Below are 12,905 nucleotides of genomic sequence, written 5' to 3'. Positions count from 1 at the left end.
CCGGCCGACGGGCTGTTCGCCCAACAGCCGCAAGAGCCAGCCGTGTTCACAGAGGCAGGTTCGGCCAGTCCAGGAGGCGGGCGCCGATGACCGCTGTCTGGAGCATGTAGCGGTGCGCCGGGTCGGACGGGTCGGCGCCGGTGAGTTTGCGGATGCGGTCCAGGCGGTAGGTCAGCGCGCGGACACTGAGCGACAGCCGCCGCGCGGCCTCCGCGGACACGCACCCGGAGTCGAAGTACGCGCTGAGCGTGTCCAGCATGGGCACGGCGCCCCCGCGCGCCGCCGTCAACGGGCCGAGCGTGTGCGACACCAGGTCGACCAGCGCCTGCCGGTCCCGGGCCAGCACCGGATACACGAGCAGGTCGGCGGCGCGCAGCACCGGCCCGGGCAGAGCGAGCCGCGCCGCCATCTCCAGCGCGGCGAGGGCCTCTTCGTACGACTGCACCACCCCGCTCGCGCCGTGCTGCGGCCGGCCGATGGCGACCCGGCAGCCGTCCGTCGCCGCGTGCGCCTGCTGGGCGAAGTGCTGGAGGATCTCGTCCTCCTCGCCGGGCGCCACGCACAGCATCCGCCCGTTCTTGGTGGTCAGCAGGATGCTGCGGGAGTCGAAGCGGGCGAGTACGGCGGCCTCGACCCGGCGCGCGACCGGCCCCTGCTCGACGTACGCGGACGGCCCCTCGGCGACGGCCACCGCGTGCGCCCGGGACAGGCGCAGCCCGAACCGCTCGGCGCGCTCGGCGAGCCGGCCCAGGTCGCTGCGGCCGTACAGCAGGTCGTCGATGAACTCCCGGCGCGCTGCCTCCTCCCGGCGTACGGTCAGCCGCTGGGCGCGTTCGTAGCCCTCGGCGAACGCGTCGATCGCCTGTTCCGCGGCCGCCAGCGTGGCCAGACCGCTCTCGGCGGAGCCGGGCACGGCCGGCCAGGCGGCGCGGGTGACGGCCAGATGGGCCACGATCAGCGCGCGCAGTCCGTGTCCGGCGTCGGCGGCCTGCTCGCCCAGGGCCCGCCGGGCCTTCAGCTCCTCCCTGGTCAGCCGCCGGCCGGTGGCCGCGACCTCCGCCAGCGTCCGGGCGAACCCGTCCAGGTAGTGCTCGGGCGCGCCGTGTCTGTCGTGCTCGTCCCCCATGGCGGTTCCCGTCCCCCGTGTCCCCGTACTCCCGCGATTTTGACGCGCCGGTGACACATCCTCAGCGCCTGTCCGGCATGCAGACCCTAGTGAACACTGCCGGAAACCGGCAATGCGCGGGCCGCGGCCCGGGCCGCACCATCGTCCGCGGGGAGCACTACGGAGGGCCGCGGTGCCGGGCGCCATCAGACGCCCGGCACCGCGGCCCTGAGGGGGCTCCGGTTTCGTCGTCTGACGCAAGGACGTATGCCATGGAAGTCCTCGGCGCGCTCGTCGCCGCGTGTCTCGTCGTCGTGCTGCTCGTGCTGCTCGGGTTCTCGCGGCTGTACCGGAAGGTGGACCAGAGCCAGGCCCTGATCGTGTCGAAGACGCGCCGGGTCGACGTCTCCTTCACCGGCCAGGTCGTGCTGCCCATCCTGCACAAGGCCGAGGTCATGGACATCTCGGTGAAGACCATCGAGATCAGCCGCTCGGGGCGGGACGGCCTGATCTGCCGGGACAACATCCGCGCCGACATCCGGATCCTGTTCTTCGTCAAGGTCAACAAGACCGTCGAGGACGTCATCAAGGTCGCCCAGACCGTCGGCACCGAGCGCGCCAGCCACCAGGACACGCTGCAGGAGCTGTTCCACGCGAAGTTCTCCGAGGCGCTGAAGACCGTCGGCAAGCAGATGGACTTCACCGACCTCTACACCAAGCGCGAGGAACTCCGGTATCACATCATCGAGTTGATCGGCATCGACCTCAACGGCTACCACCTCGAGGACGCGGCGATCGACTACCTGGAGCAGACCCCGCTCACCCAGCTGGACCCGGCCAACGTCCTCGACGCCCAGGGCATCCGGAAGATCACCGAGCTGACGGCGGTCGAGCACGTGCGCACCAACGAGGCGCAGCGCACCGAGCAGAAGGAGATCACCCGGCAGAACGTCGACGCCCGTGAGGCCATCCTGGAGCTGGAGCGCCGGCAGGCGGACGCCGAGATCAAGCAGAAGCGGGAGATCGAGACGTCACGCGCCCGCGAGGAGGCGGAGACCGCCCGCGTGGTGGAGGAGGAACGGCTGCGCGCCCAGGCCGCCTTCCTGCGCACCGAGGAGCAGCTGGGCGTCCAGCGGGAGAACCAGGCCCGGGAGATCGCCGTCGCCGCGAAGAACCGCGAGCGGGTCATCGCCGTCGAGAACGAGCGGATCGAGAAGGACCGGCTGCTGGAGGTCATCGCCCGCGAGCGGGAGACCCAGCTGACGAGGATCTCCGCCGAGAAGGAGGTCGAGGCGGAGAAGCGGGAGATCGCCGAGGTCATCCGGGAGCGGGTCGCGGTGGACCGTACGGTCGCCGAGCAGGAGGAGTCCATCAAGAAGCTCCGCGTGGTCGAGGAGGCCGAGCGGGAGCGGCAGGCCCTCGTCATCGCCGCCGAGGCGGAGGCGCAGGAGAAGCTGGTCAAGGACATCAAGGCCGCCGAGGCGGCGGAACAGGCCGCCACGCACCGCGCCGCCGAGGAACTCACCCTCGCCGAGGTCCGGATGAAGACCGCCGACCTCGACGCCCGGGCCAAGCTCCGCCTCGCCGAGGGCGTCCAGGCCGAGGCCGCCGCCGAGGGCCTCGCCGCGGTGCAGGTCCGCGACAAGGAGGCCGAGGTCACCGTCAAGGCCGGCCGCGCGGAGGCCGAGGCCACCGAGGCACGGCTGCGGGCCGAGGCCGAGGGCACCCAGGCCAAGGCGCTCGCCGAGGCCGAGGGCGCGCGGGCGAAGGGGCTCGCGGAGGCCGAGGGCGCGCGGGCGGCGGCGGAGGCCACCGAGGCGCGGCTCAAGGCCGAGGCGGAGGGCGCGCGGGCCAAGGGCCTGGCCGAGGCGGAGAGCGCCAAGGCGAAGGCGCTCGCGGAGGCCACCGCCATCGGCGAGAAGCTGAAGGCCGAGGCCGCCGGTCTGACCGACAAGGCCGCCGCGATGGCCGCGCTGGACGAGGCGTCGCGCGGGCACGAGGAGTACCGGCTCCGGCTCCAGGCGGAGAAGGAGATCCGGCTGGCCGGACTGGAGACCCAGCGGCAGGTGGCCGAGGCCCAGGCGACGGTCCTCGCGACCGGTCTGGAGCACGCCGACATCGACATCGTCGGCGGGGAGTCCGTCTTCTTCGACCGGCTGGTGTCCTCCATCGCCCTCGGCAAGGGCGTGGACGGCTTCCTCTCCAGCTCCCACACCGCGCAGGCCCTGGCGAAGCCGTGGCTGGACGGCTCGGGCAGCTTCACGGACGACCTGAGCCGGGTGCTGGGTTCGCTGGGCTCGGCGGACGTACGGAACCTGACGGTGTCCGCGCTGCTGATGAAGCAGATCAAGGGCGGCGGCCCGAACGCCGGCCAGCTCCAGAAACTCCTCGACCGAGCGAGCGAACTGGGGCTGGCCGACACACCGGTGACGGCGCTGAACGGCAGCGTGAGCCAGAACTGAGGCGGCCGGGGAGGGGCGCGGGGCTGTGCCTGATACGCGGCTCCGCCGCGCGGGCGCGACCAGCCCACCCCGCACCCGCACCCGGCATACGACGCACGCCACCGAGCTCCCAGCCGTCCGATCCACGAAGGGAACCGCATCCGCCATGGCAACCGATGGTGCCGTCGACCCCGGTACCTACGAGGTGCTCCGCGACCGGCTCGCCGTGCAGGCGGCCGAGCTGGCCCGCAGGGCGGAGACGCTGAACGCCCGCCGAGCCGAGGAGTTCGGCTCGGCCGGGCTGGACCTCGCGCGCACCGCTCGCCTCCGCACCGAGCACGCGTGTGTGCCGAGCGACATCGTGGCCGTAGGCGACGCACTCCTCTTCGGCGCGACCGGCACCGTCACGGACGTCCTCGCACTGTACGGCCGCGACGGCGAGCGGCCGGCCGGGGACGCCGTACCCGGTCTGCTGGACGACCCGGGGTTCGTGAGGGAGTTCGGCGCGCTGCACCGTTACTACCGCGAGGCGAGTCTGCTGCGCCTGCGCCGGGTCGACGGCCGGCTGCTCGCGGTGTTCCGCACCGGCGAGAAGGCCGACGACGTCCGCGTGCTGCGCTGGAGCGTCGCCGAGGACGGCGCCGTGGCGTTCCTGGACGCGCGCGGCGACCGCGACGACGTCTTCCCGCCCGCCCAGGACCTCACCTGGGCGCGGACCACCCGCGAGGACCACGTCCTCGAACGCGGCGGCCCGTACGTCGCCGTCCCCGGTGGGCTCGGGGTGTCGACCGTCGGCGGCTCCCTCACCGTGCGCACCCCGGAAGGGGACGAGCTGTACGCCGAGCCCGTGCGGGAGCCGCTGCAGGCGCTCGCCGACGCGGCCGTCGCCCACGCGCGCGTGGGCCCGCTGGTGCTGCTGCGGGTGCGGCCGTACAAGGAGGAGGACGACCGGTACCTGGTCTTCGACACCCTCAGCCGTACGGTGGTGCGGCTCGACGGCATCGGGCAGGCGTGCCGGCGGCTGCCCGAGGAGCAGGGGATCGTCTTCCCGGGCGGGTACTGCCTCGCGGGCGGCGCCCACAAGACGTACGACCTCGACGTGGCCGGCCTGGAGTTCGAGTGCGAGGTGCGCGCGCCGAACGGCGAGGACGTGCTGTACGCGTTCCGGTCCCGGGCCGGGGGGCGCGCGCTGCTGCTGTCGTACAACACCCTGCGCAAGGAGGTCGCCGCCCCGCTGCCGTGCCGGGGCTGGGCGCTGTTCGGGGACGGCGCGCTCGCCGTGCTGCGGGCGGCCGGCGAGGAGCCCGCGCACACCCATCCGGTGCAGTGGTGGACCTCGCCGTACGTCTCCGACACGCACGCCGCCGCGCTGCGCACCGGCACCGGCGCGTTCGCCCGGGTCGGCAACGCCGATCTCGTGCGGGGGCTCGCCGACTGCCTGTCCGTGGCCCGGCTGGTGACCGACGGCGTCGGGACGAGCGAGGGGTACCGGGCGCTCGTCGCCGCGTGCGTGCGGGCCGCCGACGCCCATCACTGGCTGGCCGATCCCGAACTGGGCGGCCTTGCCGGTCCGTTGGGAGAGGTACGGGCGACCGCCGAGCAGGTGCTGGGCGAGTTCGAGACCGTACGGGAGCTGACCCGGCAGGCCGCCGACGCCCTCGACGACGCCGAGGCGCGGATCGCGGCCGTGGTGCGCCGGCTGCGCGGCGAGGCCCCGCGCGAGGCCGCCGCCTGGGTGCGCGGCCTGACCGAGCTGCGGCAGGCGCACGGGCACCTGCTCACGCTGCGGGACCTGCGGTACGCCGACACCGCCCGGATCGACGCCCTGGCGGCCGCCGCCGAGGACGACCTCGCCGGGTTCGGGCGGCGCGCGGTGCAGTTCCTGGCGCGCGAGGACGCCTTCGCCGCCCAGCAGACGGAGGTCGAGCACCTGGCCGGGGAGGCTGCGGCCGTCGAGACCGTGGCCGGCGCCCGGCCGGTCGCCGAGCGGCTCGACACACTCGCCGACGGGCTGCGTACCGTCACCGAGGTCGTGACCGGTCTCGACATCGCCGACGCCACCGTCCGTACGGCCGTGCTGGAGCGGATCGCCGAGGTGCTGGGCGGTGTCAACCGCGCCCGTGCCCTTCTCGACGGCCGGCGCCGCGCCCTGAAGGACAGCGAGGGCCGGGCCGAGTTCGCCGCCGAGACCGCGCTGCTCGCCCAGGCCGTCACCGCCGCGCTCGCCGCGTCCGGCACACCCGAGGAGTGCGACGACCAACTCGCTTCCGTGCTGGCCCGATTGGAGGACCTGGACGGGCGGTTCGCCGAGTCCGACGACTTCCTCGCCGAGCTGGCGGACCGGCGTACCGAGATCTACGAGGCGTTCGCCGCCCGCAAGCAGTCCCTGACCGACGCCCGCGCCCGCCGCGCCGAGCAGCTCGCCGTCTCGGCGGGGCGCGTGCTGGAGACGGTCGGGCGCCGGGCGGCCACCCTGGCCGACGGCGACGCGGTCGCCGCGTACTTCGCCTCCGACCCGCTGGTCGCCAAGGTCCGCCGCACCGCCGACGAGCTGCGCGCCCTCGGCGACAGCGTGCGTGCCGAGGAGCTGGACGGCCGGCTGAAGTCGGCCCGCCAGGAGGCCGCCCGCGCCCTGCGTGACCGCGCCGACCTGTACGACGGGGACGGCCGCACCCTGCTGCTCGGCGGCCACCGCTTCGCCGTCAACACCCAGCCGCTCGACCTCACCCTGGTCCCGCACGGCGACACCCTGGCCTTCGCCGTCACCGGCACCGACTACCGGGCCCCGGTCACCGACCCGGACTTCGCCGCGTACCGCCCCTACTGGGACCGCCGTCTGCCCTCCGAGTCGCCCGAGGTGTACCGCGCCGAGCACCTAGCCGCCCGCCTGCTCGCCGAGCACGGCCCGGCCGCCCTCGCCGCCGCCGACGACCTGCCGGACCTGGTCCGCCGGGCGGCGCAGGAGTCGTACGACGAGGGCTACGAGCGCGGCGTCCACGACCACGACGCGACACTCGTGCTCCGGGCCCTGCTGCCGCTGTACGAGGGCGCCGGGACCCTGCGGCACGAGCCCGCCGCGCGTGCCGCCGCCCAGCTGTTCTGGGCGCACGGCACGACGGAGGAGGCCCGGACGGCCTGGTCCCGGCGGGCGGTGTCGCTGGCGCGGGCCCGGGACGCCTTCGGGGCCGTACCGGCCATCGGGGAGCTGGAGCGGGAGCTGGCCGGGGCGATCGCGGCGTGGGAGGCGTCGGCGCCGGGCGGGCCGGCCGCCTCGTACCTCTTCGAGGAGCTGACCGGCGGCCCGGAGGGTTTCGTCCTCGGGGTCACGGCGCGCACGCTGCTGGAGAAGTTCCGGCACGCGGGCGGCAGTTACCGCGCCGACCTGGAGGGGCTGACCGACCTGGCCGCACGCCGGCAGGTGGTGCACGCCTGGCTCGCCGCGTACGCCGCCGCCACCGGCACCGAGGCCACGCCCGGCGAGCTGGCCGAGGCGGTCGCCGCCGAGCTGTGCCCCGGCCTGCCCCGCTACGACGGCGACGCCCCGCTGACGGCGACGGCGGAGGGCCTGCTCGGCACCCACCCGCGCGTGGCCGGCGGCCGGCTCCATCTCCGGCTGGACGAGTTCCTGGCCCGCACGTCCCGCTTCGCGGCCTCGGACGTGCCCGCCTTCCGCGCCTACCAGCGCCGCCGTACGGCCCTGGTGGCGGCCGAACGCGACCGCCTCCGCCTGGACGAGCACCGCCCGCGCGTGATGTCGGCGTTCGTCCGGGGCCGCCTGGTCGACGAGGTGTACCTTCCCCTGATCGGCGACAGCCTGGCCCGCCAGCTCGGCACCACAGGCGAGTCGAAACGCACCGACACCGGCGGCCTGCTGCTGCTCGTCTCCCCTCCGGGCTACGGCAAGACGACCCTCATGGAGTACGTCGCCGACCGGCTCGGCCTGATGCTCGTCAGGGTCAGCGGCCCGGCGCTCGGCCACACCGTCACCTCGCTCGACCCGGCCGACGCCCCGAACGCCACCGCCCGCCGCGAGATCGAGAAGATCAACTTCGCGCTGGCGGCCGGCAACAACACGCTCCTGTACCTGGACGACATCCAGCACACCTCGCCCGAGCTGCTGCAGAGGTTCATCCCGCTGTGCGACGCCACCCGGCGCGTGGACGGCGTGTGGGACGGCCGGCCGCGCACCTACGACCTGCGCGGCAAGCGGTTCGCCGTCTGCATGGCCGGCAACCCCTACACCGAGTCCGGGGAGCGCTTCCGCATCCCCGACATGCTCGCCAACCGCGCCGACGTGTGGAACCTCGGCGACGTGCTGACCGGCAAGGAGGACGTCTTCGCGCTCAGCTTCGTGGAGAACGCCCTCACCGCCAACCCGGTGCTCGCCCCGCTCGCCGCCCGCGACCGGGCCGACCTCGACCTGCTGGTCCGGCTCGCGGCGGCCGATCCCACGGCCCGCGCCGACCGCCTCGCCCATCCGATGCCGGCGGCCGAACTGCACGCCGTGCTGGCGGTGCTGCGCCATCTGACGGCGGTCCGCGACACCGTGCTCAGCGTCAACGCGGCCTACATCGCCTCCGCCGCCCAGTCGGAGGACGCCCGCACCGAGCCGCCCTTCCGCCTCCAGGGCTCCTACCGCGACATGAACAGGATCGCCGGGCGCCTGCGCCCGGTCATGAACGACACCGAACGCGAGGCCGTCGTCGACGACCACTACGCCGCCGAGGCCCAGACCCTGACCACGGGCGCCGAGGCCAACCTCCTGAAACTCGCCGAACTGCGCGGCACGCTCACCGAGGCCCAGGCCGCCCGCTGGGCCGACGTGAAGACCGCCCACGTCCGCACCCGCACCCTCGGCGGCCCCGACGACGATCCGCTGAGCCGCGCGGTAGCGGCCCTGGGCCTGCTCGCGGACCGCGTGGCGGCAGTGGAGTCCGCGATCAACCGCCCCCGGCACACAGGACGGACCCGCTGATGGCCTGCTTCCTCATCCCCCTGTCGGCGGCATGCGCGTTCACCGCCCTGACCACGGCCCTCCTGATCCGCCGGGACCGACGCACGGCACGGCGGTACCGGGAGTGAGTCCGGGGCCGGACGCGTCGTCTCAGCCCAGACAGAGCAGGACCAGGCAGAGCTGGCCGGAGGATGAGGTCTGCGACGGGGACGGTGTGGACGGGGAGGACGCGGAGGTGCCGCCGCCGGTGCTGGGGGCCGGCTGGGCCGCCGTACCGGAGGAGCCCTTGCTCGCGCCGGTGTTCGTGGTCGTGCCCGTGCCCGTGTCTGTTCCGGATGACGACGTCGTGGTGCCGCGCTGCTGCGGGACGACCGGGGTGGCCGGTGACGCGGTGGCGGCCGGGTGGGGGGCCACCGCGGCGGTGTGCGGCCGGTCGGCGGACTGGACCGTGCGGGGCGCCGGTGCGGCGGACTGCTGCCGGGGGACGCTGACGGCGGGCGTGTGCGCCGTCGGCGTGGCCGGGGTGTGCCGGTGCCCGGCGGCGGGCGACGTGGGCGCCGGCGCCGGCTGGCTGGGCGCTGCCGACGGCTCGTCGGTGAGGCCCATGCTGCGGTTGTCCGGCGCGGTGGCCGCCTGCGCCTTGTCGCCGCTGCCGCGGTCCAGCGAGGCGAGCGTGATACCGCCGCCGACGAGCGCGACGGCCGTCGCCACCACGGCCCGGCGCTGGTTCTTCTTCCAGCGCGCCAGCTGCCGGCGGCGAGCGGCGCGGCCCTGGGGAGCGCGCGGCGCGTCCGTGACATCGGCCGAGGCGCCGGTGTCCGAGCCGGGTGATCCGGACGGGTGCTCGGTGGCGAACCAGTCGTCGGTGGGCGGCGCGGCGGGCGGCGTCGTGGCGTGTCCGCCGGGGCGGGGAGCTGCGGTCTGGGGCGGGGCTATGTCCGGGGCGTAGGCACCGCACCCCGGGCAGACCAGGGCGCCATTGAGGTGCCGGCGGCACGAGGAGCAGTAGTCCATCTGTGGTCTTCCTGAGTCCAAAGGGGAGCGGGCGTCCGTCACGCTAACGAGCCTTTCGAAAGGCTGTGTGCAGCCCTTGTGGCGCTCCTGCGCAGATTCCTGGGGTTCTTTTCCCGTGTCCCGGCCGTGCCCGGGCGTCGGCGTCGGCATAGTGGCGGGCGGCTTTCGTACCGGACCGGCAGGAGGAGACGCATGCTCGGTACAGAGTTCCGCACCGGATCGCCCGAGTGGATCGACCTCGGCAGCCCCGACACCCAGGCGGCCGCCGCCTTCTACGGCGCCGTCCTCGGCTGGGAGTTCGCCTCCGCGGGGCCGGAGGGCGGCGGCTACGGCTTCTTCCGCAAGAACGGCGGCACCGTCGCCGGACTCGGCCCGCTGACCGAACCGGGGGCGAGGTCCGCCTGGATGACGTACTTCCGCACCGACGACGCCCAGGCCACCGCGCGCGCCGTGACCGACGCCGGCGGCACGGTGCGCACCGCGCCGATGAGCATGGGCGAGGCCACGTTGGCCCAGTTCACCGACCCGCAGGGCGCGCAGTTCGCGGTGCTGCAGTCCGGGCAGGGACTGCAGCGGGCGTCGGAGGAGGGCGCCCTGGTGTGGGTGGAGCTGCACGTCGGCGACCCGGCGGCGGCCATCGGCTTCTACCAGGGGCTGTTCGGCTGGCGTACCCAGGAGATGCAGGGGCCGGGCATGACGTACCAGGTGCTCAGCATCGCGGAGGGCGACCAGCAGGAGGGTTCCTTCGGCGGCGTGGCCCCGCTGGCGGACGAGCGGGAGGACGCGCGCTGGGTGCCGTACTTCGCGGTGACCGACGTCGACGCGACCGTCGCCGCGACGGCCGCGGGCGGCGGCTCGGTCGTCATGCCGGCGGCGAACATCCCCGGCGTCGGCCGCGTCGCCTGGCTCACCGACCCGGCCCAGGCCCTGTTCGCCGTCCTCAGGCCGGACCCACGCCAGACCTGAGAAGACGGACAGCACGACCATCCGCACCGGCCCGGCGCGTCCGACGGGGGAAGTAACGTCCGCTGCGGCGAGCCGAGTACGTGGATCGAAGTTTGTTCACCCACTGTTCGAACACACTTTCCGGTGCCCCCCGTCCGTCATCACATAGCGTCCTGCTTCCAGCAGTGACCTGCGGGAACACGCAGGCATGTCGCAGGGGGGCTTCTTCGTTGAGATCTCGCACGCGCCGTCGTATCGCGGCGCTCACGTCGGCCGTCTCGATGGCGGCCGGCCTGCTCGGTGCCGCGGCATCGGGCGCACAGGCCGCGCAGGCTGAGGTGACCGGGGGTCAGATCAGCCTGTACGGCGGCTCCACGGGGGTGGAGACGGTCAACGCCGACGGGTCCGGGCTGCGGTCCGTGCCCAACATCCCGAACGCCGGGTACGTGCCGAACTGGGCGCCGGACGGCAGCAGGGTGGTGGCGGGCTGGAGCCGGCTCGCCACGGGCCGCGTCACCGGCACCACCTCGGTCGTCACGCTGCCCTGGGCCACCGACATGCGCTCCAGCGCGTCGTACGAGGACCCGGTGTTCTGGCTGGACGGCCGGTACGTGGTGTTCAGCACGGGCGGCCAGCTCGCCTACGGCCCCTCGGACGGATCCTGGGCGCCCGAGCCGCTGCTGACGGACACCCAGGAACCGTCGACGGTGTGCGACACCCACCCGACGGCGAGCCCGACGGGCACGCTGGCCTTCGAACGGCACCACGGCGGCTGCTCCGACAGCCAGGGCATCTGGACGTACGACCCGTCCACCAAGGCGCTGAAGAACATCATCGCCTCCGGTTCCGCCCCGGTCTTCTCGGCGGACGGCACCAAGCTGGCCTTCACCCGCCAGGTCGACGGCTGGAACCAGCTGTTCACGGCCGACGCGGACGGCACCGGCGTCCAGCAGGTCACCACGGACGCCTCCGACCACCTGTCCCCGGCCTGGGACCCGGCGGGCGGCCGGATCGCCTACGAGGCGCACAGCTCGCACGCCGGCTGGTCCGACGACGTGCAGACGGTACGGCTGCTGGACCTGGCCGGCGGTACGTCGGCCCAGGTCACCGGCGCCGGCCAGGGCGCCGGGCCGTCCTGGCAGCCGCTGCGTGAGAACTCCCTGACCCGGGTCTACGGCACCGGCTCCACCGGCATCGACGCCGCCGCCTCCCGCTGGACATTCGACACCGTGGGCGCGACCCACGTACCGGGGCTGCTCGCCGCCAAGTCCGCGGTCCTGGTCAACAAGGGCAACGCCACCTACTCGGCCCCGGCGATCGCGCTGGCCGCCGAGAAGCAGGGCCCGGTGCTGATGACCTCCGGCAGCGGCCTGGACGCGTCCGCCGCCAAGGAGCTCAAGCGGTCCCTGCCCAAGGGCGGCACCGTCTACCTGAACGGCGGCACCAGCATCCTCGGCTCCAAGGTGGCGAGCCAGGTGCAGGCGCTCGGCTACAAGGCGCTGCGCCTCGACGGCACCGACCTGTCCGCGCTGTCGGCCCGGGTCGCCAGGCAGATCAGCGCGACCCCGAGCTGGGTCTTCGTCGCCGACGGAGCCGACTACCACGACCCGATCGCCGCCTCCACGGCCGCCGGCGCGCTGGGCTACCACGGCACCGGCGTCGTCCTGCTCACCAACGGCAAGACGGTCCCCGCCTCGGTGAGGAACTACCTGAACGCCCTGAACCCGAAGACCACGAACCTCGTCGCGGTCGGCTACAACGCCACCCAGGCGATGGAGCACGCGACGCTGGACAAGGCGTGGAGCTTCTGGACGATCGGCGGCAAGACCCACGAGGACGTCGCCGCCAACCTGGCCCGCTTCTGGTGGTCGGCGCCGACGAGCGCCACCGTCGAGGACACCTGGACCTGGCAGAACGCGGTCGCGGGCGGCGCCGCCACGGCCACGTACGGGCCCATGCTCTGGTCCACCGAGTCCACGCTGTCCGCGCCGGCCTCGTACTACCTGGGCCAGGAGGCCGCGAGCATCTGGATCGTGCAGACCTTCGGCGGCAACGCCTCCTACCCGCCGGCCAACCGCACCGCCATCGCCTCGGCGATCGCCGCGAACAGCTCCTGGACGACGACGTACTGGGCGGCCGACGGCGATCTGCCGGCGCAGTCCGCGGGCCGGTCCGCCTTCGCCGCGACGCCCGCCGCCCCCGCCGGCGGCAGCGCCCGGCCGGCTCCGGATCCCGCCGTGGTCCCCGGCGAGCACCTGCCCGCACCCGACGCCCACAGCGCCCGTTAGCCGGGCCGCCGGTCCGCCGACACGCAGCCCCCGGTCCTCTGGACCCGGGGCTGTGTGGATGCGGGGGGGGGGGCGACGCCCCGCCCGGAACCCCGAGGACGTGCCCGGACCCGCCAGCTAGGATCCCCGGCATGGCCATCAGCATGAGCGACGTGGAC

General features: G+C 74.2%; 6 protein-coding genes. 4 read left to right on the top strand and 2 right to left on the bottom strand.

Translation table 11 applies throughout. The features are described from left to right. Nucleotides 1–46 precede the first annotated feature (46 nt). Nucleotides 47–1,126, bottom strand: coding sequence for a helix-turn-helix domain-containing protein (locus AB0950_RS16200; protein ID WP_360152961.1), 1,080 nt, complete (start codon nt 1,124–1,126; stop codon nt 47–49). 251 nt (nt 1,127–1,377) lie between these two features. On the opposite strand from AB0950_RS16200, the gene AB0950_RS16195 reads away from it, so the two are divergent. Both AB0950_RS16195 and AB0950_RS16190 read left to right on the top strand, forming a co-directional pair. Beyond that, nucleotides 1,378–3,567, top strand: coding sequence for a flotillin family protein (locus AB0950_RS16195; RefSeq protein WP_366778750.1), 2,190 nt, complete (start codon nt 1,378–1,380; stop codon nt 3,565–3,567). Nucleotides 3,568–3,712: 145 nt separating this feature from the next. Further along, on the top strand, nt 3,713–8,521 hold the full coding sequence (locus tag AB0950_RS16190) for a DNA repair ATPase (protein ID WP_366778749.1): 4,809 nt from the start codon (nt 3,713–3,715) through the stop codon (nt 8,519–8,521). Between the two features lie 129 nt (nt 8,522–8,650). On the opposite strand, the gene AB0950_RS16185 is transcribed toward AB0950_RS16190, so the two are convergent. Continuing rightward, nucleotides 8,651–9,514 (bottom strand): hypothetical protein, encoded by an 864-nt coding sequence (locus AB0950_RS16185; protein WP_360571724.1) that lies wholly within the window; start codon nt 9,512–9,514, stop codon nt 8,651–8,653. 192 nt (nt 9,515–9,706) lie between these two features. Here AB0950_RS16185 and AB0950_RS16180 point away from each other — a divergent pair, with 192 nt between their 5' ends. Together AB0950_RS16180 and AB0950_RS16175 are read left to right on the top strand one after the other, a co-directional pair. After that, nucleotides 9,707–10,480: a VOC family protein gene (locus AB0950_RS16180; protein WP_366778748.1), complete on the top strand. Its 774-nt coding sequence runs from the start codon at nt 9,707–9,709 to the stop codon at nt 10,478–10,480. Between the two features lie 209 nt (nt 10,481–10,689). Then, complete coding sequence (locus AB0950_RS16175; RefSeq protein ID WP_366778747.1) at nt 10,690–12,747, top strand: cell wall-binding repeat-containing protein; 2,058 nt, start codon at nt 10,690–10,692, stop codon at nt 12,745–12,747. Nucleotides 12,748–12,905: the final 158 nt, after the last annotated feature.

The sequence above is a fragment of the Streptomyces sp. NPDC007189 genome, assembly GCF_040703635.1.
Lineage (GTDB): Bacteria > Actinomycetota > Actinomycetes > Streptomycetales > Streptomycetaceae > Streptomyces.
Note: the sequence above shows the minus strand (reverse complement) of the source record. Positions and strands in the feature narration are given on the sequence as shown.

Bases quoted from the DNA above. Each gene is read 5' to 3' on its own strand.
- AB0950_RS16180 (WP_366778748.1), top strand. From the start codon at position 9,707: ATGCTCGGTACAGAGTTCCGCACCGGATCGCCCGAGTGGATCGACCTC.
- AB0950_RS16200 (WP_360152961.1), bottom strand. From the start codon at position 1,126: ATGGGGGACGAGCACGACAGACACGGCGCGCCCGAGCACTACCTGGAC.
- AB0950_RS16190 (WP_366778749.1), top strand. From the start codon at position 3,713: ATGGCAACCGATGGTGCCGTCGACCCCGGTACCTACGAGGTGCTCCGC.
- AB0950_RS16185 (WP_360571724.1), bottom strand. From the start codon at position 9,514: ATGGACTACTGCTCCTCGTGCCGCCGGCACCTCAATGGCGCCCTGGTC.
- AB0950_RS16195 (WP_366778750.1), top strand. From the start codon at position 1,378: ATGGAAGTCCTCGGCGCGCTCGTCGCCGCGTGTCTCGTCGTCGTGCTG.